General features: G+C 71.3%; 19 protein-coding genes and 2 tRNA genes. 9 read left to right on the plus strand and 12 right to left on the minus strand.

Features of this window, described 5'->3' with window-relative positions; genetic code table 11:
• The first annotated feature begins 17 nt into the window (after nt 1–17).
• Complete coding sequence (locus EJG53_RS13650) at nt 18–341, plus strand: DMT family transporter (protein ID WP_030022114.1); 324 nt, start codon at nt 18–20, stop codon at nt 339–341.
• Nucleotides 342–460: 119 nt separating this feature from the next.
• Here the strand turns inward: EJG53_RS13650 and EJG53_RS13655 are convergent, their stop codons facing one another.
• Nucleotides 461–1,111, minus strand: coding sequence for a TetR/AcrR family transcriptional regulator (locus tag EJG53_RS13655; RefSeq protein ID WP_125045077.1), 651 nt, complete (start codon nt 1,109–1,111; stop codon nt 461–463).
• 141 nt (nt 1,112–1,252) lie between these two features.
• On the opposite strand from EJG53_RS13655, the gene hisN reads away from it, so the two are divergent.
• The gene (hisN, locus tag EJG53_RS13660) at nt 1,253–2,056 is read left to right on the plus strand and encodes a histidinol-phosphatase (protein ID WP_125045078.1); all 804 of its coding nucleotides are present in this window, start codon (nt 1,253–1,255) and stop codon (nt 2,054–2,056) included.
• A 211-nt stretch (nt 2,057–2,267) separates the two neighbouring features.
• On the plus strand, nt 2,268–2,681 hold the full coding sequence (locus EJG53_RS13665) for a CBS domain-containing protein (protein ID WP_125049352.1): 414 nt from the start codon (nt 2,268–2,270) through the stop codon (nt 2,679–2,681).
• A gap of 174 nt (nt 2,682–2,855) precedes the next feature.
• Here the strand turns inward: EJG53_RS13665 and EJG53_RS13670 are convergent, their stop codons facing one another.
• Nucleotides 2,856–4,337, minus strand: a complete 1,482-nt coding sequence (locus tag EJG53_RS13670; protein WP_125045079.1) for a catalase — start codon at nt 4,335–4,337, stop codon at nt 2,856–2,858.
• A gap of 139 nt (nt 4,338–4,476) precedes the next feature.
• On the opposite strand from EJG53_RS13670, the gene EJG53_RS13675 reads away from it, so the two are divergent.
• From EJG53_RS13675 to EJG53_RS13685, 3 genes are all read left to right on the plus strand, one after another.
• Nucleotides 4,477–4,896 (plus strand): Fur family transcriptional regulator, encoded by a 420-nt coding sequence (locus EJG53_RS13675; protein WP_125045080.1) that lies wholly within the window; start codon nt 4,477–4,479, stop codon nt 4,894–4,896.
• Between the two features lie 161 nt (nt 4,897–5,057).
• Nucleotides 5,058–5,546 (plus strand): hypothetical protein, encoded by a 489-nt coding sequence (locus EJG53_RS13680; RefSeq protein ID WP_125045081.1) that lies wholly within the window; start codon nt 5,058–5,060, stop codon nt 5,544–5,546.
• A gap of 61 nt (nt 5,547–5,607) precedes the next feature.
• On the plus strand, nt 5,608–5,802 hold the full coding sequence (locus tag EJG53_RS13685; protein WP_125045082.1) for a hypothetical protein: 195 nt from the start codon (nt 5,608–5,610) through the stop codon (nt 5,800–5,802).
• Between the two features lie 75 nt (nt 5,803–5,877).
• Here EJG53_RS13685 and EJG53_RS13690 read toward each other — a convergent pair.
• The 4 genes from EJG53_RS13690 to EJG53_RS13705 form a co-directional block, all read right to left on the minus strand.
• Nucleotides 5,878–5,951, minus strand: a tRNA-Met gene (locus EJG53_RS13690).
• A 148-nt stretch (nt 5,952–6,099) separates the two neighbouring features.
• Nucleotides 6,100–7,962, minus strand: coding sequence for a tetratricopeptide repeat protein (locus EJG53_RS13695; RefSeq protein WP_174856403.1), 1,863 nt, complete (start codon nt 7,960–7,962; stop codon nt 6,100–6,102).
• A gap of 208 nt (nt 7,963–8,170) precedes the next feature.
• A tRNA-Met gene (locus EJG53_RS13700) sits at nt 8,171–8,244 on the minus strand.
• Between the two features lie 77 nt (nt 8,245–8,321).
• Nucleotides 8,322–11,246, minus strand: a complete 2,925-nt coding sequence (locus EJG53_RS13705) for a UPF0182 family membrane protein (protein ID WP_125049354.1) — start codon at nt 11,244–11,246, stop codon at nt 8,322–8,324.
• A gap of 136 nt (nt 11,247–11,382) precedes the next feature.
• Here EJG53_RS13705 and EJG53_RS13710 point away from each other — a divergent pair, with 136 nt between their 5' ends.
• Nucleotides 11,383–11,937 (plus strand): PPA1309 family protein, encoded by a 555-nt coding sequence (locus EJG53_RS13710; protein WP_031001102.1) that lies wholly within the window; start codon nt 11,383–11,385, stop codon nt 11,935–11,937.
• A gap of 49 nt (nt 11,938–11,986) precedes the next feature.
• Here EJG53_RS13710 and EJG53_RS13715 read toward each other — a convergent pair whose 3' ends face one another.
• The 4 genes from EJG53_RS13715 to EJG53_RS13730 form a co-directional block, all read right to left on the minus strand.
• Nucleotides 11,987–13,078 carry a YlbL family protein gene (locus EJG53_RS13715; protein ID WP_125045083.1) on the minus strand — a complete coding sequence of 364 codons (1,092 nt, stop codon included), beginning with the start codon at nt 13,076–13,078 and terminating at the stop codon, nt 11,987–11,989.
• A 225-nt stretch (nt 13,079–13,303) separates the two neighbouring features.
• Nucleotides 13,304–13,483: a hypothetical protein gene (locus EJG53_RS13720; protein WP_031001097.1), complete on the minus strand. Its 180-nt coding sequence runs from the start codon at nt 13,481–13,483 to the stop codon at nt 13,304–13,306.
• A gap of 160 nt (nt 13,484–13,643) precedes the next feature.
• Complete coding sequence (locus tag EJG53_RS13725; protein ID WP_030022102.1) at nt 13,644–14,105, minus strand: molybdenum cofactor biosynthesis protein MoaE; 462 nt, start codon at nt 14,103–14,105, stop codon at nt 13,644–13,646.
• Between the two features lie 242 nt (nt 14,106–14,347).
• Nucleotides 14,348–15,499 carry an SDR family oxidoreductase gene (locus tag EJG53_RS13730; RefSeq protein WP_125045084.1) on the minus strand — a complete coding sequence of 384 codons (1,152 nt, stop codon included), beginning with the start codon at nt 15,497–15,499 and terminating at the stop codon, nt 14,348–14,350.
• Between the two features lie 192 nt (nt 15,500–15,691).
• On the opposite strand from EJG53_RS13730, the gene EJG53_RS13735 reads away from it, so the two are divergent.
• Both EJG53_RS13735 and EJG53_RS13740 read left to right on the plus strand, forming a co-directional pair.
• Entirely contained in the window at nt 15,692–17,176 is a 1,485-nt protein-coding gene (locus EJG53_RS13735) for a zinc-dependent metalloprotease (protein WP_125045085.1), read from the plus strand.
• Nucleotides 17,173–17,700 (plus strand): NUDIX hydrolase, encoded by a 528-nt coding sequence (locus tag EJG53_RS13740; protein WP_125045086.1) that lies wholly within the window; start codon nt 17,173–17,175, stop codon nt 17,698–17,700. The genes EJG53_RS13735 and EJG53_RS13740 overlap by 4 nt, the downstream gene beginning before the upstream one ends.
• A 94-nt stretch (nt 17,701–17,794) precedes the next feature.
• On the opposite strand, the gene EJG53_RS13745 is transcribed toward EJG53_RS13740, so the two are convergent.
• Nucleotides 17,795–18,553: an AIM24 family protein gene (locus tag EJG53_RS13745; RefSeq protein ID WP_125045087.1), complete on the minus strand. Its 759-nt coding sequence runs from the start codon at nt 18,551–18,553 to the stop codon at nt 17,795–17,797.
• Nucleotides 18,554–18,574: 21 nt separating this feature from the next.
• Nucleotides 18,575–19,258 (minus strand): AIM24 family protein, encoded by a 684-nt coding sequence (locus EJG53_RS13750; protein ID WP_125045088.1) that lies wholly within the window; start codon nt 19,256–19,258, stop codon nt 18,575–18,577.
• Nucleotides 19,259–19,264 lie beyond the last annotated feature (6 nt).

Here is a 19,264-nt window from a genome sequence, read left to right on the forward strand (position 1 = left end):
CGTACGGAGGCATGGACATGGCGTGGCTGCTCGTCGTGGTGGCAGGGCTCCTGGAGACGGGATTCGCGGTCTGCCTCAAGCTCTCCCACGGCTTCACCCGGCTCTGGCCCACGATCGCCTTCGCCTGCTTCGCCCTCGGCAGCTTCGGCCTGCTCACCCTCTCGCTGAAGAAGCTCGACGTGGGCCCGGCCTACGCGGTGTGGACCGGCATCGGCGCGGCCGGCACCGCCATCTACGGCATGGTCTTCCTCGGCGACCTGGTCTCCACCCTCAAGCTGGTCTCCATCGCCTTCGTCATCGTCGGCGTGATCGGGCTTCAGCTTTCGGGGTCGGCGCACTAGGTGCGATGGTGACCGGTCCTGTCCGGTGGCGACCGGTCCCGTTCGGCGTTTGACCGGTCTCGTTCGGTGCTGTCCCGTCGTCACCTTCCCGGTGGTCGCCCGGGGCGCTCGGGCGGCGGTCAGGTCCGGTGCACGGCGTGGGCGAAGGCCCGGTGGAGCTGGCGGGTGAGGTCTTCGGGCTCGGCGGGGGCGACGACGTACGACAGGGTGAGGCGGGCCGCGGTGGCGCAGGCGGTGCCGAGTTCGGGGAGGTTCTCCTTGGGCCAGTCGGCCTCCAGCGCCGCCATCGCGCAGTCGCTGAACCGGCTCACCAGGTCGGTCGGGCCCGGCGGGGGCCCGTCCGCGCGCGCCCCCGGCTGGCCGCTCACGCCGCCGGGGTACGGTCCGCGCCGTCCCGGTATTCCGCCCGCCGGGGCCGGCAGCCGCTCGCTCCAGCAGCCCGTCAGCGCCGCCCGTACGAGCGGATTGGTCCGGGCGGCCCGTACGGTCCACGCGGCCGCGGCCACCACCCGGGCCTCCACGTCACCGCCCGTCCCGCCCGGCCCGGCGCCCGGTTCCGCCAGGGCCCGGGTGACCCCGGCGATGTAGCCCTCCGTCTCCCGCCGCACCAGGGCTCTGGCCAGGCCCTCCTTGCTGCCGAACTCGTTGTAGAGGGTCTGCCGGGATACCCCGGCCTCGGCCGCGACATCGACCATCCGGACTCCTGCCCACGGCCTGGCCGCGAGCGCCGCGTAGGCGGCGTCCAGCAGGGATTCACGCGCTGTAGGCATCGTCGCCTCCCAGGCCGCCGGCCCAGATGGCCGGTGTGCCGCACAGAATTGACTCGCCGCCAGGGGCTGTCAAGGGTCCGTACGCGCCGGGCAACCGGCGTCATGTGGCTCGTGCCGGAGACCAGTCGATACTGTTCGCACATGCCCGACTATCACGATGACCTCCGCCTCGGCCACGTCCTGGCGGACGCCGCCGACGCCGCGACCATGGAGCGGTTCAAGGCACTCGACCTCAAGGTCGAGACCAAACCGGACATGACTCCGGTGAGCGAGGCCGACAAGGCGGCCGAGGAACTGATCCGTGGTCATCTGCAGCGCGCCCGTCCGCGCGACGCCGTCCTGGGCGAGGAGTTCGGCAGCGAGGGCTCCGGCCCGCGCCGCTGGATCATCGACCCCATCGACGGCACCAAGAACTATGTGCGCGGGGTGCCGGTCTGGGCCACGCTCATCGCCCTGATGGAGCGCGGCGAGGGCGGCGACCGCCCGGTGGTCGGCGTCGTCTCCGCACCCGCGCTCAACCGCCGCTGGTGGGCGGCGGAGGGCCTCGGCGCGTACACGGGCCGCAGCCTGACCTCCGCCACCCGGCTCCAGGCATCGCGGGTGAGCCGCCTCCAGGACGCCTCGTTCGCGTACTCCTCGCTCACCGGCTGGGAGGAGCAGGGCCGCCTGCCCGGCTTCCTCGAACTGTCCCGGGACTGCTGGCGCACCCGCGGCTACGGCGACTTCTGGCCGTACATGATGGTCGCCGAGGGCTCGGTGGACATCTGCGCGGAGCCGGAGCTGTCGCTGTGGGACATGGCGGCCTGCGCGGTCGTCGTGCAGGAGGCGGGCGGCCGGTTCACCGGCCTGGACGGTGTGCCGGGGCCGCACAGCGGGAACGCCGCGGCCTCCAACGGCCTGCTGCACGAGGAGCTGCTCAGCTACATCGGCGACGAGCGCCGCTGAGACCCCGTCCGGCCTGAACCGGGCCCCGTCCGGCTCGAACCCGTATACGAACCGGCACCCGGGGGCGTGAGAACGGAAACCGTCCGTTCCGCGCCCCTTGTTGCTCCCCCGGGCGCATGTGAACATGAGAACACCGAAGCTTGTGAACTTGTGAATCGATTCGCAAGGTGCATTCCGCAAGCGACAAGGGAGGTGGCTCCATTCCATGCCCATGTACGTGCGCAACGCCATGAGCACGGTGGTCCTCACCATCGGGCCCGCCCACACACTGCGCCAGGCGGCCCGTCTGATGGCGGCGCGGCGCGTCGGCGCGGCCGTCGTCCTGGACACCGACACCAGCGGACTCGGCATCCTCACCGAACGCGACATCCTCAACTCCCTGGGCGCGGGAGAGGACCCGGACCGGGAGACCGCACAGGCCCACACGACCTCGGACGTGGTCTTCGCCGCTCCGGAGTGGACGCTCGACGAGGCCGCCGCCGCCATGGTGCACGGCGGCTTCCGGCATCTCATCGTGCTCGACGACCTGGAGCCGGTGGGAATCGTGTCGGTCCGCGACATCATCCGGTGTCGGGCCGCAGTCCCGGAGCAGCGCACGGAGCGGGTCAGCCCCGTACCGGCGTGAGGGGCCTGGCGTCGGCGTGACAGCCCTGGCCCAGGGGTGACGTCGCGCGGGCGTACGGCGGCCGGAGCGCAGACGTACTGCGGCCGGCCCGCGGCCGCATGCCCGCGCGCGTGCACGCGAAGAGGCCGGAGCCCCATGGCGTCCGGCCTCTTCGGTGTTACGGCAAGGGAAGGGTCAGCCGCGCAGGGCCTGGACCGCGGCCTCCAGCCGCTTGCCGTAGTCGGGGTCCGCCTTGCGGAAGTTCTCGATCGCGCGCTGGGCTATGTCGTCGCGCGAGACCTTGGAGATGAAGCCGGCCAGGTTGCCGACCAGACGCTCCTTCTCCTCCTCCGTCATCAGGCGGTACAGGTTGCCGGCCTGCACGTAGTCGTTGTCCTCGGCGTGCGAGGGAGCCTCCGACTCGCCGGTGGTGCCGCTCACCGCGATCGGCTGCCACGCCGGGCGGCCGGTCTCCACCGGGCCGCCGAAGCTGTTCGGCTCGTAGTTCTTCGCGCCGCCGTGCCGGCCGTCGTAGAGCGCGCCGTCGCGGCCGTGCGAGCGGGCCTCGGTGGCGTGCGGGCGGTTGACCGGCAGGTGGTCGGCGTTGATGCCGACGCGGTAGCGGTGGGCGTCGCCGTACGCGAACAGCCGGCCCTGGAGCATCTTGTCGGGCGAGGGGCCGATGCCCGGCACGAAGTGGTGCGGGGAGAAGATCGCCTGCTCGACCTCGGCGAAGATGTTCTCCGGGTTGCGGTTGAGCTCCAGCTTGCCGATCTCGATCGGCGGGTAGTCCGCGTGCGGCCAGACCTTGGTCAGGTCGAACGGGTTGAAGCGGTACGTCGCGGCGTCGGCGGCCGGCATGATCTGCACCTGGACGGTCCAGCTCGGGAAGTCGCCGCGCTCGATGGACTCGCGCAGGTCGCGCTGGTGGCTGTCCGGGTCCTCACCGGCGAGCTTGTCGGCCTCCGGCTGGGTCAGGCACTTGATGCCCTGGTCGGTCTTGAAGTGGTACTTGACCCAGAAGACCTCGCCGGCCTCGTTGTTCCACTGGAAGGTGTGCGAGCCGAAGCCGTCCATGTGGCGGTAGGACGCCGGGATGCCGCGGTCACCGAAGAGCCAGGTCACCTGGTGGGTGGACTCGGGCGACAGGCCCCAGAAGTCCCAGACGTTGTCCGCCTCCTGCGAGCCCGTGTACGGGTCGCGCTTCTGGGTGTGGATGAAGTCGGGGAACTTGATGGCGTCCTTGATGAAGAACACCGGGGTGTTGTTGCCGACGAGGTCGTAGTTGCCCTCTTCGGTGTAGAACTTCAGCGCGAAGCCGCGCGGGTCGCGCACCGCGTCGGCGGAGCCGAGGTTGCCGGCGACCGTGGAGAACCGGAGGAACGTCTCGGTCTGCTTGCCGACCTCGGAGAGGAACTTGGCGCGGGTGTACCGCGTGACGTCCGCGGTCACCGTGAAGGTGCCGTAGGCCCCGGCGCCGCGGGCGTGCACCACGCGCTCCGGGATGCGCTCGCGGTTGAAGTGCGCGAGCTTCTCCATCAGGAGCTGGTCCTGGATGAGTCCGGGACCGCCGATGCCGGCCGTCTCGCTGTTCTGGTTGTCCGCGACCGGAGCCCCGGCCTCCGTGGTCAGCGGTCCGGTGCTGCTCTGTACCGACACGTGCGCCTCCTGAGTCATGAACCTGCCCTTGGCTTGCGCCGAAACCGATCCTACATTGGACATTGTCTAAGTCAAGAAGAACCCGAAACTCGTACCGGATCCGGTGATGGACGAGCCACTGCTACCCTTGCCCTTATCTGACTGATAGGTGATTGGCATGAGTGACCTGCTGGAACGACTCCGGAGACGCGGCTGGCGGCTGACCGCGCAGCGACGCGTCGTCGCCGAGGTCCTCGACGGGGACCACGTCCACTACACCGCTGACGAGGTGCACGCGAAGGCGACCGAGCGGCTGCCGGAGATCTCGCGCGCCACCGTCTACAACACGCTCGGCGAGCTGGTCTCGCTCGGTGAGGTGCTGGAGGTCAGCACGGACGGCCGCGCCAAGCGGTACGACCCCAACGCCCACCACGACCACCAGCACCTGGTGTGCTCGCGGTGCGGGACCATAAGGGACGTACACCTGGACAGCGACCCGCTCGCCGCCCTGCCGGTGCCGGAACGGTTCGGCTTCCAGGTCTCCGAGGTGTCGGTGACGTACCGGGGCATCTGCCCGAACTGCCACTCCCACGGCTGACCCGGGCGACGGTCGCGCCGACGACAGCAAGAGCCCGCCCCCGACACGGTGCGGGCTCTTCGGCGTGCGCCCGCCTTCCGCCCCACCGCCACCGGTGATTAGGTCCCGCACCTCGGGTACCCGACCTGGACCCGCATCCCGACCAGGAAGGGACCGTACCGATGGTGCGCAAGAAGGTCGAAGGCGACGAGGACCAGCGCCGCGCGGCGGCCCGTGAGGCCCGTGCGGCCGGCGAGGCCCCCAGCGCCCGGCAGGTGACCACCGGCGCCTCGAAGCAACGCACGCACGAGCCGGAGAAGGCGGCGCACGAAGAGCGGATCGCGGCGCGGCACCGCGGCAAGCAGGGCGAACCGCACGAGCCGGCGCCCCCGCCTCCCGAGCGCGCCGCGCCGCTGCCCTCGTACGGGGACGGCAGGGGCTACACCTCGGCCCACGAGGAGACCCTCCGGGCGCTCACCGAGGCACAGGCGGAACACGGCGGCGACGGCGTGTACCTCCAGGACATCGCGCGGCGCTCCGGGCGGGAGCCGGAAGAGACCCGCGTCCTGGTGCACGATCTGGTCGCCAAGTTCCGGGTGGCCAGCGAGCTGCAAGGGGTCGAGGACCCGGACCTGGGGCAGCGGTACGAGGTCAAGCCGCGAGGGCAGTGACCGCTTGGTGGCGTTTTCGCCGGAATCACCGGGGCACCCGGGGCCCAGGAGGTGGTCCACCATGCCCGAGCCCGGCAGCAAGGACTACGACAAGCGCCGCGCCCGGCTCCGCAAGGACGCCGAAAACAGCGGAATCAACGATCAGCACGCCAACGAGGAGGCCAACGAGACCCTCCAGGGCGAGGAGGGATGGCGCAGCCGAGGGCCGCGCACCGAACGCGGCCGGGGCCCGAAGGGCGAACGCACCGGCGAATGACGCGCCCGCGCCCCCGCTCCGTAGGCGGATACGACGAAGGCCCGGATTCCTGAGAATCCGGGCCTTCGTCTTCAGTAGCGGGGACAGGATTTGAACCTGCGACCTCTGGGTTATGAGCCCAGCGAGCTACCGAGCTGCTCCACCCCGCGCCGTTGTGTGTCTACTGTAACCGCACCGCGACGACCAGCGCAAATCACGTTCCGTTGCCTTGGGGCCAGTGGGCCGACGGCGCCCTCGGGGCCGGGCGGCAGATGGCGGCGGCGTACGAGGCGGCCTGCGCCACCCCGTACGACATCCTCACGCCGTCAGCTCCTCCTGGAGCGCCTCGCGCAGCCGCGCCGCGCGCTCCGCGACCTCCGGCGGCCCCAGCTCCACGGCCCGCCGGCACCACTGGTGCCCCTCGGCCAGTGCGCCGCGCCGGGCGGCGAGCAGGGCCAGGCGCAGGGCTGCGCGCCCGTGTCCGTCCTCGGCGGCGCGGGTCCACCACAGGGCGGCCTCGGGCAGGCTGCCCTCCCGGGCCAGCAGCAGGCCGAGGTTGAAGGCGCCGTTGCGGCTGCCCGCCTCGGCCGCGGCGCGGTACCAGCGCGCGGCCTCGACCACATCGCCCCGCGCCGCCGCGAACATGCCAACCCGAACCTGGGCACGCCGGTGCCCCTGCCGCGCGGCGTGCTCGTACCACCGGGTGCACTCGTCGTCCTGCCGCCGCTCGACCGCGCCGCCGTCGCGGCGGTCCAGCAGGTCGGCGAGGCGGAACGCGGCCTCGGCGCTGCCGCCCTCCGCCGCGCAGCGCAGGTTCCGCTCGGCGTCCTCCGTGTCACCGTCGCGCAGTTGGACGATGGCGACCTGGAGCGCGGCCTCGGTGTGACCGGCCGCGGCGGCACGCTCGTACCACTCGTGCGCCATCCGCTCCGCGCCGCGCTCCGCGTACAGGATGCCGAGGTTGAAGGCGGCGTCCACGCTGCCCGCCTCGGCTGCTTTGGAGAACCACGGCTCGGCGCCCGCCGAGTCGCCGCGCTGGAGCAGCATGATGGCGAGCGCGTTGGCGGCCTCGCGGTGTCCCGCGTAGGCGGCGCGGCGGTACCACTGTTCGCCACGGCCCTCGCGGCCCTGTTCGGCGCAGAGCAGGCCGATGTTGTACGCGCCGTTCACGTCGCCCGCGTCCAGTGCGGCGCGGTACCAGCGTTCGGCGGTCTGCGTCTCGCCGCGGTCGGCGTGCAGCGCGCCCAGCGCGTTGGCGGCATTGCCGTCGCCGTCCTGGGCGGCGCGGCGCCACCACTCGGCGGCGCTCTCCTCGTCGCCCGCGTCGCGCAGCAGGAAGCCGAGGGCGCAGGCGGCCCGCGCCTCACCGCCCTTGGCCGCGGTCAGGTACCAGCGGCCGGCCTCCTGGGTGTCGCCGCGCTCCTCCAGGAGCGTGCCCAGGTGGAGTGCGGCGCGGCGGTGCCCGCGTGCGGCGGCCTGGCGGTACCACTGCTCGGCCTCGGCGTCCGGGATGCCGTCGCCGCCCAGGGCGTTGGCGCGGTCGTCCAGCAGGCGGGCGAGGCGGTACGCGGCTTCGCGGTGCCCGCGCTCGGCGGCGGCCCGGAACCAGCGCTCGGCGCCCACGTCGCCGCGGTGCTCCAGGAGGTCGGCGAGGGCGTACGCGCCGAGGCAGTGCCCCGACTCGGCGGACTGGCGCAGCCAGTACTCGGCGGCGGGCTCGTCGCCGCGCTCCCGGTAGAAGCGGCCGAGCGCGTGGGCGGCCGCGGCGGATCCGGCGACGGCGGCGATCCGCCACCAGCCCGCCGCCTCGTCCGCGTACCCGCGCTGGTGCAGCAGGACGCCCAGGTTGTTGGCGGCCGCGCGGTCGCCGGCCGCGGTGGCGGAGCGCAGGTACGGTTCGGCGCCGTCCAGGTCGCCGCGGCGCAGCAGCATCGCGCCCAGCACGCTCATGGCCCCGGTGTCGCCGGCTTCGGCGGCCCGGCGGTGGTGGGCCTCGGTCACGGCTTCGGACGCCTCCGCGGCGGCGTCGGCCTCGATCACGTCCAGCGGCATGTCGGCATCACGCTGGTCCGGAAGCACGGTGTCCCGTCCGCCCGGTGTCCCGGATTCGCGCCCGTCGTCGGGCGCGTGCACAAACCGGCCTGTCTCCAACAACCTTGCCTTGTCCCCCATGAGGGCCATCGTCGCACCACCCGCAACCCGCGTACACCTGGTATACCGCAGCCAGTGAGGTCACTACAGCGTTTTGTCGACTTCCCGATACAGAGACATGCCAAACTCCGTTCTCCTCCACGTCCGTTCACATCCGGGAAAGGCGCGCCCGTCCGGGCGTGTCGCGCCACACATGACGAAGGCCCGGATCCCAAGGATCCGGGCCTTCGTTCTTCAGTAGCGGGGACAGGATTTGAACCTGCGACCTCTGGGTTATGAGCCCAGCGAGCTACCGAGCTGCTCCACCCCGCGCCGTTGTGTGTCCACGGTACCACGGCGCGGAGGGGGTGCCCGGCCCGCCGGCAGTCTGCCAGGGGCCGGGCCGCGGATCAGCCTCCGCCGGTGCCGCCGTTCTTGCCGGCGTCACCCTTCTGTGCGGACTTCTTCTCCGCCTCGGCCGCCCGGTCCAGGGCCGCCTTCAGCTTCTTCTGCGCGTCGCCGTAACCGGCCCAGTCGCCTTCCTTGCGGGCCTTCTCGCCGTCCTCGTACGCCTTCACGGCGTCGTCGAGGGCCTGTTGCACCGTCTGGTCGGCGGGCGGCTGCTGCCCCGTGTCACCGCCGTTGGACGGCGGCTGCTCCGTGCCGGAGCCCGGCGGCTTCTTGCCGAACACGACATCGAGCGCCTCGGCCAGGTTGTTGCCCAGCACGGGGTCGTTCTCGCCGTAGCTGACCAGCACCTTCTTCAGCAGCGGATAGTTGGTGCCCGCGCCGCGCAGATAGACCGGCTCCACGTACAGCAGACCGCCGTTCATCGGGACGGTCAGCAGGTTGCCGTACTCGATCTCGGAGTCACCGAGTTTCTTCAGGATGTTCAGCTCGTTGGCGATCTTCGGATCGGAGTTGAACTTCGACTGCACCTGCTGCGGTCCCGGCACCGGTGTCTGGGACGGCAGTTTCAGCACTCTGATCTTGCCGTAGTCACCACTGGTGGCGTTGGCGTCGACCGCCATGAACGCCCCCAGGTTGTCCCGCTTGTTGGGGGTGAACGTCGTGGTGAGCGCGAAGGTCTGGGCCTTCTGGTCCGGCATCTTCAGGCTCTGGTAGTACGGCGGCACGGAGTTGCCCGACTTGTTCGTCGGGTCGTTCGGGACCTGCCAGCGCTCGCTGCCCGTGTAGAAGGTGTTCGGGTCGGTGACGTGGTACGTCGTCAGCAACTGGCGCTGCACCTTGAACAGGTCCTGCGGGTAGCGCATGTGCTCCATCAGGGACTTGCTGATGGAGCTCTTCTTCTCGACCGTGCCCGGGAACGACTTCATCCAGGTCTTCAGGACCGGGTCCTTGGTGTCCCACTCGTAGAGCTTGACCGAGCCGTCGTAGGCGTCGACCGTGGCCTTGACCGAGTTGCGGATGTAATTGACCTGGTTCTGCTGGGCGACGACCGCCCGCTGACCGTCGGTGAGCGAGTCGGCGGTGGTGTCGCCGAGCGTGGTGCGCGAGGCGTACGGGTAGCCGTTGCTCGTCGTGTAGGCGTCGACGATCCACTTGATCCGGCCGTCGATGACCGCCGGGTAGGCGTCGCCGTCGATGGTCAGCCAGGGGGCGACCGCCTCCACGCGCTCCTTGGGCGTGCGGTTGTACAGGATCCGCGAGCCCTCGCCGATGGCGCCCGAGTAGAGGATCTGCGGCTCGCCGAACGCGACCGCGTAGGCGGCGCGGTTGATCGGGTTGGCGAGATTCACTCCGCTCTTGCCCGTATAGCTGTAACTCTTCTCGCCACTCTTGTCGGAGGAGTAGTCCAGCTCCTTCTGCGGCCCGCCCACGATCGAGTACTGGGTGGTCTTCTCGCCGTAGTACACCCGCTGCTCGTACGGGCCGAACTGGCCCTTCGAGGGCAGCTCGCTCTCGGTGTAGGCCGGCTCGCCGCCCTCGGCGAACGTGGTGCCCTTGGCCGCCACCGCGCCGAACCCGTGGGTGTACTTGAAGTGGTCGTTGATCCAGTTCCGCTCGGAGACGCCGTTCAGGTTCAGCTCACGCAGACCGATGACGGTGTCCTGGTCCTTGCCGTCCTTGTCCTTGTACCGGTCGACGTCGAGCGTCGACGGGAACTGGTAGTAGCTCCGGACCTGCTGGCGCTGCTGGAAGGACGGGGAGACCACGTTCGGGTCGAGCAGCCGCACGCTCGCCGTGGTGTCGGCGGCGTCCCGCAGCTTCTGCCGGTCCGTGTCGTCCTTCGGCTTGTAGTTGCCGTTGTAGCTCTGCACGTCGACACCGTCGATGTCGTACGCGTCGCGGGTCGCCTTGATGTTCTGCTTGATGTACGGCGCTTCCTTGGCCTGCTCGTTCGGCTGGACCTGGAACTTCTGCACGATGGCCGGGTACAGGCCGCCGATGAGGACCGCGGAGAGCACCATCAGGCCGAAGCCGATGACCGGGAGCTGCCAGGTACGGCGCCACAGCGTCGCGAAGAAGAGCACCGCGCAGATCGCCGCGATGAAGAACAGGATCGTCTTGGCGGGCAGGTAGGCGTTGGCGTCCACGTAGCGCAGGCCGGTCCAGCCGTCGGCGGACTTCAGCCCGCTGGACTTCACCGCCAGGCCGTACCGGTCGAGCCAGTACGCGACGGCCTTGAGCGACACGAAGATGCCCAGCACCACCGAGAGGTGACCGGTGGCGGCGGCCGTCGCGCGGGAGCCGGGGCTCGTGACGCGCAGCCCGCCGTACAGGTAGTGCGTGAGCGCCGCGGCGATCAGGCACAGCACCGCGCAGGCGAAGCCGAAGCTGAGCAGGAAGCGGTACCAGGGCAGGTCGAAGGCGTAGAACGCCACGTCCTTGCCGAACTGGGGGTCCTTCTGGCCGAACGGCACGCCGTTCACCCACTGGAGCCACGTACGCCACTGGCCCGAGGCCGAGGCCCCGGCGATCAGGCCCACCACCGCGGTGACCGCGAGCAGCGCCCACTTCTTGTACGGGGCGATGCCCATCCGGTAGCGGTCCAGGCTCTGCTGCTCCATGGACATCGCGCTCAGCGGCGGCCGCAGCCGGTGCGCCAGCCAGATGTTGACACCGACCGCGGCGGCCATCAGGGCACCGAAGGCGGCGAACAGTCCGATCTTCGTCCACAGCGTGGTGGTGAAGACCGAGGAGAATTTGACCGACCGGTACCAGAGCCAGTCGGTCCAGAACCCGGAGAACATGACGAAGAGCATGGCCAGCACGGCCAGCACGCCCAGTGTCATGAGCAGGGTCCGGATCCGCCGGGACGGTCGGCCGACTCTGATCCGTGGCCCTGTCGGGCCTCCGCCGCGGTCCGGCATCTGGAAAGCCAAGGTGCGCACCTCGAAGTTCGCTGTCGTGTTGAGCAGGCCCGGCGATACTAGGACCCACTGTTGCAACTTACTAAGGCTTTACTCGGTTCCCGTTTTCCGGGGTCGGCAGGGCACGATATTGAGCATGAACAACCTTCCCGTCGACGGCACCCCCCTCGCCGCCAGCCCGCTGACCCGTGCCGTACTCGAAATCGACGAGTACGCCGCCGGGCTCGGCTGGGACCAGCCCGCCCGTCTTTTCGCCCTCGTGGACACCGCTCAGCTCCGCGAGCAGGAACCCTCGCTCGCCGAACAGCTCGGTATCGACGACTCCACCACCGCCTCGCTGACCCCGGTCGAGCAGGACGAGATCCCGGCCGGCGCCCCGCTGGACGAGTTCCTGGCCACCATCGGCTGGCCGGACGCGGTGGCCGGCTGCGCGATGACCGTGGAGCGGCTGATGCTGCCGCCGTCCGCCGAGGACTCCGTACCGGAGGGTATGGACGAGGCCCAGCTCGCCAAGTGGGTCGCCGGCCACCCGGACCGCCAGGAGGTGCGGATGACGGTGGCGGTGCTGCGGGACGGCACGCGCGAGTCGGCGCTGCGGCTGCGGGAGAAGGACGCCACGTCCGAGGTGCTGACCGGCTCGCAGCTCGTGCCGGGGCTGGCGGACGCGCTGTCCGCCACCTTCGAGAGCTGACACCGCGGCCCGTCCGGGGCCGGGGCGGGCGCCCCGGCCCGGGGCCCGCCTACTTGTTCGCGGGGCAGCTCGGCAGGCCGGCCGTGTCGCCCTTGCGGATCTTCTCCAGGGACTTCAGCGCGTCCTGGATGGTGTCCACCTTGACCAGGCGCAGGCCGTCCGGGTGGTCGTCGACGACGGACGCGCAGTTGTCCTTGGGCGTGAGGAAGTACTCGGCGCCCTTGTTGCGCGCGCCGACCACCTTCATCGCGATGCCGCCGATCGGGCCGACCTTGCCGTCGGCGTCTATCGTGCCCGTACCGGCCACGAACTTCCCGCCGGTCAGGTCCTCGGGCGTGAGCTTGTCGATGATCCCGAGGGCGAACATCAGCCCGGCGCTGGGGCCGCTGACGTCGGCCAGCTTGATGTCGACGTTGAACGGGAAGGTGTAGTCGATACCGGCCTGGATGCCCACGACGGACCGGCCGTCCTTCGCCTTCGCGGTCGTGACGGCGACGTCCTTGGTGGGGCCTTCGGGCCGCTTGCCCTTCTTCTGGGCCGCGGCCGCCTCCTTGGCCGGGATGACCGTGAAGACGGCCTGCTCGCCCGGCTTGTGCTTGGTGACCAGTTCGGCGACGTCCGTGTTGGCCTTGACCGCCGTACCGTCCACGGCCTTGATCACGTCTCCGGCGTGCAGCTTGCCGTCCGCGGGGGCGTCCTTGACGACGGATGCCACGACCGTCTGGGAGCCCACCGGGATACCAAGCTGCTTGAACGCGGCGACCTTGGCGCTCTCCAGGGACTGGGTGAACTCCTCGGCGTTCTGCTGGTCGGACTGCTCCGCCGTCTGGCCCTCCGGGTAGAGCGTCTTGTGGGGCACCACGAGGCTGTCGTGCTTGAGCCAGCCGACGACCGAGGCGAAGAGGTTCATGCGGTACTCCGCGCCGGTGACCCGGACGGTGACCATGTCCAGGTGGCCGGAGGTCGGGTACGTCTTGTGGCCGGATATCTGGAGCACCGGCTCACCCTCGTCCTCACCCAGGGTGTTGGTCGTGGGCCCCGGGTACATCTCGGAATACGGAACGGGAATCACCATCCCGGCGCAGATCAGCGCAATCAGCATCACGAGAGAGGCGAGCAGCGTCGCGGTGCGGCGTGGCATGGAACGACAGTACGGGACGCGTCCGACACCCGGCCCTCGGGGCCGGTCCGTCCGGGGACGGGCGGAACGGGGTGCGGAGCGGGGCGCGGAGCACCGGACGCGGCGAACCGGAGCCGCCGCGAACGGGGCGGCGGGAGCGTGGCGGAGAACCGGAGCCCTGGCGGCCGCTTGCGTCCGCGTACGGCGGCCACGGCCCCGGCCGTACCCCGGCTCAGCCCGACATGCTCATGCCGCGTCGGAACCGGAATGTGCCTTCTCGGGCTTCTCCATCGCCTCCCGGAACCGCGCATAGCCTGCCAGTTCCGCGACGTCCCCGGTCCTGCGGTTGCGTGATGCCCAACTGCTCCACACGACGGCGGCGATGACGGCGAGAACCGGAATCGTCAACCAGAGGAGCGCTCCCATAGCGGCCTCCCGACCCCTTGTAACAACCGCAACGACGAATAAGCAGATTAACCATCTGCCAGGTCAACGCTTACGCCAGGGGGCGGGTTACGCAACTGGAGCGCGCGTAAAGGCTTTACCGACGCCGCCCGGAACGCACGCCACCGCCGGAAACCGGCCGTCAGCAAGCGCCGACCCACTCCTGCGTACCGTCCGAAAAGCGCTGGTTCTTCCAGATCGGCACCTCGTGCTTGAGGTCGTCGATCAGCCGTCGGCAGGCCGCGAACGCCTCCGCACGATGCGGACAGGAGACCGCCACGACGACCGCCAGGTCGCCGACGGCCAGCTCGCCCACGCGGTGCACCGCGGCCATCGCGCGTACGGGGAAGTCGGCGGCCACCTTCTCGGCGACGCGGCGCAGTTCCGCCTCGGCGCTCGGGTGCGCCGAGTACCCGAGAGCGTCGACGTCGGCGCCGCCGTCGTGCGAGCGGACCGTACCGACGAACAGGGCCGTGCCGCCGGCGGCGGGATCGCCGACGGCCGCGAAGACCTCGTCCAAGGACAGCGGGGTGTCACGGACCGCGAGGAGGCGGATCGCGTCCGCCGCGCCCTGCTCGCCCGGGTGGTCATACGTGCCTGGCATGGCTCCATCGTGCCGTACGGGGCGGCGGCGCGGGGCATGGGCTTTCCGCCGGTCCTGCGGCGGGGCGGGTTGGAGGCTTCTACAGGCGCGGGAGGACGCGGGCGCGGGCCCGGGGGCGGCGCAAGGCTTCCCGCGACCGCACGGAGGGTTCTCCACAGCCGTACGGGCCCCCGCAGCCGTACGGAGGCTAGCCCGCGGCAGTACGGGGCCTCCCCGCAGCCAGGATGGAGCGCCCCCGCCCCTCAGATCCGCCGGCGCGCCTTACGGGCGCGCCGGACCAGGGCAGCGGTGCCCAGGAGGGCGACCGTCGCGCCGGCCGCTCCGGCCGCGGTGGCGTCCTTGCGGCCCAGGCGGCGGCCCGCGACCGTATGCCGGCCCGCGACCTCCTCCAGCAGCTCGGCCAGCACCTCTTCGTTCGTCCACCGGGGGCGCCAGCCCGCCTCGTGGAGGCGGCTGCCGCTGACCACCCACGGGTGCATCGTGTAGGCCAGGTCTCCGGCGGGCGACGGCGTGAGGCCGATGCGGTGCAGCCGGGCGGCGGCGCCGAGCGCCACCGAGGACGGCAGCTCCATGCGCCGGATGCCGGACAGCTCCTCGACCTCCTCCTGCTCCAGCCACCCGTCGCAGCCCACCGCCAGCTCGCCCTCGACCTTCTCCAGCGCGGCGTACTCCAGGGCGCTGACCAGGTCCTCCACATGGCAGAACTGCCAGGCGGGGCGGGAACCGGCGACGACCAGCAGCCGCGGCGACTCGAAGTAGCGGGTCAGCGCGGTGTCCGTGCCGCCGACCAGGACGGTGGGGCGCAGGACGGTGACGTTCAGGCCGGGGTGCGCGCGGGGCGCGCGGTGCGCCAGGCGCTCGATCTCCAGGAGGTCGCCGACCCCGGTGGCGTCGGCGGTGGCCCGCAGCTCGGCGTCCTCGGCCAGCGGCACGTCGTTGTCGGGGAGCGCGCCGTAGACCATGGCGGAGGTGCAGAGCACGACCCGGTGCACGCCGGCGGCCGCGGCGGCCGTGAGGACCGTCTGCGTACCGCGCACGTTGTACGCCGTACGGGCCGCGGCGTCGGTCTCCAGGTCGAGGTCGACGGCGAGGTGCACGACGACGTCGGCGCCGCGCAGCTTGTCGGCGATGGCCGGGTCCCGGACGTCCAGGACGTGCCAGTGCGCCCCGGCGGTCTCGCCGCGCCGCTCGTCGATGGCCACCACCCGCTTGACCTCGTCGGACTCGGCCAGCGCCTGGGTCAGCAGGGCACCCACGCCGGAGGCGGCGCCGGTGACCGCGACGACGGGACGGCGCAGCGGCCGGGCGGGCGCGCCGTCCGCCTGTTTTCCTGCGTGCTCGGTCTCGGCAGCTTCGTTTCGCGCTGCGCGAACGGACGGATCTGGGGAACTCACCGGGCGTCTCCAGCGGTTGTCTTCAGTGCGTAGGCGTGCTGACGCGTACGTACCAGGTGGCGTCCATCCTGCCGCAGGCACCGGGACGGCGAAGCACCGAGCCCCGATGCGGGGCGGGTGTCTAGGCTGGAAGAGAATGTCGGGCAGCCGCCGCCGGCCCCGGGCCGGCGGCCCTACGAGCCGAGGAAACCCGTGAGTGACACCCCATTTGGATTCGGCCTTCCGCCGGAGGAGCCGGAGGACGGCGACAACGGCAAGAAGAAGGGCGGCCAGGGAGGTAGCCAGGGCCCCGCGAACCCGTTCGGATTCGGCGGCGGGAGCGGCGGCGCGGACAACCCGTTCGCGGCGCTCTTCGGCGGCATGGGCGGTCCTGGTGGCGAGATGAACCCTGGCGATCTTGGCGCCGCCTTCCAGAAGCTGGGCCAGATGCTCTCGTACGAGGGCGGCCCGGTGAACTGGGACATGGCCAAGGACATCGCGCGGCAGACCGTCGCGCAGGGCGCCGAGGACGGCACCAAGGACGCCAGCGTCTCCCCCGGTGAGCGGGCGGCCCTCGAAGAGGCCGTGCGCCTCGCCGACCTGTGGCTGGACGGCGTGACGTCGCTGCCGTCGGGCGCGAGCACGGTGCTGTCGTGGAGCCGCGCGGAGTGGGTCGAGGAGACCCTGCCGGTGTGGAAGGACCTGGTGGACCCGGTCGCGGAGCGCGTCGGCGCGGCCATGGGCGACGTCCTGCCCGAGGAGATGCAGGCCATGGCGGGCCCGCTGCTCGGCATGATGCGCTCCATGGGCGGCGCCATGTTCGGCACGCAGATCGGGCAGGCGCTGGGCGTGCTGGCCGGTGAGGTCGTCGGCTCCACGGACGTCGGGCTGCCCCTGGGGCCGGCCGGCAAGGCCGCGCTGCTGCCGGGCAACATCGCCAACTTCGGCTCCGGCCTCGGCGTCCCCGAGGAGGAGGTCCGGCTCTACCTGGCCCTGCGCGAGGCCGCCCACCAGCGCCTCTTCGCCCATGTGCCGTGGCTGCGCTCGCATCTGTTCGGCGCGGTCGAGGGCTACGCCCGCGGGATCAAGGTCGACACGACCAAGCTGGAGGACGTGGTCGGCCAGCTCGACCCGCAGCACCCCGAGGAGCTGCAGAACGCCCTCCAGCAGGGCATGTTCCAGCCCGAGGACACCCCGGAGCAGAAGGCGGCGCTGGCCCGTCTGGAGACGGCGCTGGCCCTCGTCGAGGGCTGGGTGGACGCGGTGGTGCACGCCGCCGCCTCCCCGCACCTGCCGTCGGCCGACGCGCTGCGCGAGACGCTGCGGCGGCGCCGGGCGACCGGCGGCCCGGCCGAGCAGACCTTTGCCACCCTCATCGGTCTGGAGCTGCGTCCGCGGCGCCTGCGGGACGCCTCGCGGCTGTGGGCCCTGCTGACGGACGCGCGCGGCCTGGACGGCCGGGACGCGCTCTGGGAGCACCCGGACATGCTGCCGACGGCCGCCGACCTGGACGATCCGGACGGCTTCGTCCACCACGAGCAGCTCGACTTCTCCGAGCTGGACAAGATGCTCGGTGAGGCCGCGGGCGGCGCCGGGAAGCCGGACCTGTCCAAGGAGACCGGCGAAGGCGGCGCCCAGGGCGGCTCCGAGGAGGGCGGCAAGCCCGGCGACGGCGACAAGGGCGACGGCGAGAAGTGAGCCTTCACGACGACGCGGCGCGGGTCCTCAAGGAGTGGCCCGCGCCGTCCCCTGAGCAGGAGCGGCTGCGGCTCTCCTACCTGGACCATCTGGCGGCCCACCCCGACGGCATGGGCAAGCCCTGCAAGGACGGGCACATCACCGCCAGTGCCCTGGTCATCGACCCGGCGCGCGGGCGGGTGCTGCTGACGCTGCACCGCAAGCTCCAGATGTGGCTCCAGATGGGCGGGCACTGCGAGCCCGAGGACGCCACGCTCGCGGACGCGGCGCTGCGCGAGGCCCGCGAGGAGTCCGGGATCGCGTCCGGGCTGACGCTGCTGGGCGGGCCGGTGCGCCTGGACCGGCATCTGACGCCGTGCGCGTGGCATCTGGACGTGCAGTACGCGGCGCTGGCGCCCGAGGGCGCCGAGGCGGTGATCAGCGACGAGTCGCTGGATCTGCGCTGGTTCCCGTACGACGAGGTGGCGTCGGTGGCGGACGACTCGGTCGTGCGCCTCGTGGAGCGCACGCGGGCGCTCCTGTAGGACGCGTGACGGCCGCCCGCGCCCTCTCGTACGGATCGTACGGAGAGGGCGCGGGCGGCCGCTGCATGCGGTCCGGTGGGCCGGCCTGCGCGCCTCAGTTGGTGAAGATGTTTCCCTGGTTCTGGCCGTGGGCGCCCTGCTGCCCCATGCCGAACTGGGCGGCCGGACCGGACCCGATCGCCGCGTTCTGCGGCGGCAGCAGCTCGCTCGGCTGGACGAGCGCGTACCCCTGCCCCAGGAAGCTCAGCTCCCAGCCCTCACCGGTGTTCCCCCGGCGCCGCCACACGCCCGAGGAGTGCGTCTGTGCCTGCATCTGCACCCGCAGCGAGGCGGACCAGGCGACCACCGCGTCCGCGTCGGCGTTGACGTACTTGTCCGGGGTGACCTGCATCATCAGCGGCTGGCCCGAGGTCATCAGCACGACCTTGCCGCGGCCGGAGATGTTGAGCTGGTACTTGCCGGTGCCGGAGATCCCGTACTGGCTGTCCACCGAGACAACCTCCCAGTGGAGGCCGGAGTCCAGTGCCAGCACATAGCTGCTGTCCACGGTCAGGCCGTCGTGGTCGACGTCCATGACGTGCACGTACTGCGCGAGGTTGGCCAGGTAGACGATGCCCTGCCCGGAGACGCGCATCAGGTCCAGGCCCTCACCGGAGGCGGCGTGGGCGCGCTGCTGCCCCGGCGTCCGGTAGTTCCCGTCGAACTCCAGCAGCCCCTGATAGGCGACCATGCTGCCCTTACGGGCGAGCAGGTCCTCGTGGCCCTGCAGGGCGACCCGCAGAAGCTGCGGGTTCTGCAGGACGTACCGGTCCTGGGTCTGCGCCTCGGTGTAGGCGAAAAGCGGACTCTGCATGATGGCTTGACGTCCTCCCCCTCAGCCCCGGGCCCGGAGCCGGTCGGTGCTGTCCTCACTGGGCTGTACGACGACGAAGCCCTGGCCGGAGAAGCCGAGCTGGTACGCCTCGCCGCTGCCGCGCCCGATCATCGAGGACGCCTTGAAGCTGCGCTTGCCCTTCATCTTCAGGTTCGTGGACCAGGCGACGAGCGCGTCCGGGTCGACGTAGGTCTCGTCCTCGCCGCGGCCGCAGTCCACCACGATCGGGGTGCCGCGGGAGGTCAGCGCGACCCAGCCGGTGCCCGATATACCGACGTTGAAGAGCCCCTGCCCGGCGAACTTCGCCATGCCCTTCACGCGCTGCACGCCCCACTGGAGGTGGGCGTCGAAGGCCAGCAGGTTGGTGCCGTTGACGGAGATCGAGTCGCCGTCGAGGTGGACGCAGACGACGTCCGCGCCGTAGTCGGCGAGGTAGAGCAGGCCGTCGCCGGTGCACTTCATCAGCGGCGCGCCCTCGCCGGTCAGCCACTGGGAGGCCATCTGGCGGACCGCGGGCGGGTTGGGCTCGTACTGGACGAAGCCCTCGTAGGCGACCATCGAGCCGGTGCGGGCGAAGACGTCCTGGCCGCTCTGCATGGCGATCTTCACCATGGCGCTGCCGTGGTTCTCCATACGGGCGGCGGGTGCGGCCGGGGCGTGGCCCGGGGTGTGCTGTTCGTACATGGCGGG

Origin of the sequence: Streptomyces chrestomyceticus JCM 4735 (assembly GCF_003865135.1) — a bacterium.
GTDB lineage: Bacteria > Actinomycetota > Actinomycetes > Streptomycetales > Streptomycetaceae > Streptomyces > Streptomyces chrestomyceticus.

Coding starts and splice junctions, on each gene's coding strand:
- EJG53_RS13650 (WP_030022114.1), top strand. CDS start 18: ATGGCGTGGCTGCTCGTCGTGGTGGCAGGGCTCCTGGAGACGGGATTC.
- EJG53_RS13655 (WP_125045077.1), bottom strand. CDS start 1,111: ATGCCTACAGCGCGTGAATCCCTGCTGGACGCCGCCTACGCGGCGCTC.
- hisN (WP_125045078.1), top strand. CDS start 1,253: ATGCCCGACTATCACGATGACCTCCGCCTCGGCCACGTCCTGGCGGAC.
- EJG53_RS13665 (WP_125049352.1), top strand. CDS start 2,268: ATGTACGTGCGCAACGCCATGAGCACGGTGGTCCTCACCATCGGGCCC.
- EJG53_RS13670 (WP_125045079.1), bottom strand. CDS start 4,337: ATGACTCAGGAGGCGCACGTGTCGGTACAGAGCAGCACCGGACCGCTG.
- EJG53_RS13675 (WP_125045080.1), top strand. CDS start 4,477: ATGAGTGACCTGCTGGAACGACTCCGGAGACGCGGCTGGCGGCTGACC.
- EJG53_RS13680 (WP_125045081.1), top strand. CDS start 5,058: ATGGTGCGCAAGAAGGTCGAAGGCGACGAGGACCAGCGCCGCGCGGCG.
- EJG53_RS13685 (WP_125045082.1), top strand. CDS start 5,608: ATGCCCGAGCCCGGCAGCAAGGACTACGACAAGCGCCGCGCCCGGCTC.
- EJG53_RS13695 (WP_174856403.1), bottom strand. CDS start 7,962: ATGGCCCTCATGGGGGACAAGGCAAGGTTGTTGGAGACAGGCCGGTTT.
- EJG53_RS13705 (WP_125049354.1), bottom strand. CDS start 11,246: ATGCCGGACCGCGGCGGAGGCCCGACAGGGCCACGGATCAGAGTCGGC.
- EJG53_RS13710 (WP_031001102.1), top strand. CDS start 11,383: ATGAACAACCTTCCCGTCGACGGCACCCCCCTCGCCGCCAGCCCGCTG.
- EJG53_RS13715 (WP_125045083.1), bottom strand. CDS start 13,078: ATGCCACGCCGCACCGCGACGCTGCTCGCCTCTCTCGTGATGCTGATT.
- EJG53_RS13720 (WP_031001097.1), bottom strand. CDS start 13,483: ATGGGAGCGCTCCTCTGGTTGACGATTCCGGTTCTCGCCGTCATCGCC.
- EJG53_RS13725 (WP_030022102.1), bottom strand. CDS start 14,105: ATGCCAGGCACGTATGACCACCCGGGCGAGCAGGGCGCGGCGGACGCG.
- EJG53_RS13745 (WP_125045087.1), bottom strand. CDS start 18,553: ATGCAGAGTCCGCTTTTCGCCTACACCGAGGCGCAGACCCAGGACCGG.
- EJG53_RS13750 (WP_125045088.1), bottom strand. CDS start 19,258: ATGTACGAACAGCACACCCCGGGCCACGCCCCGGCCGCACCCGCCGCC.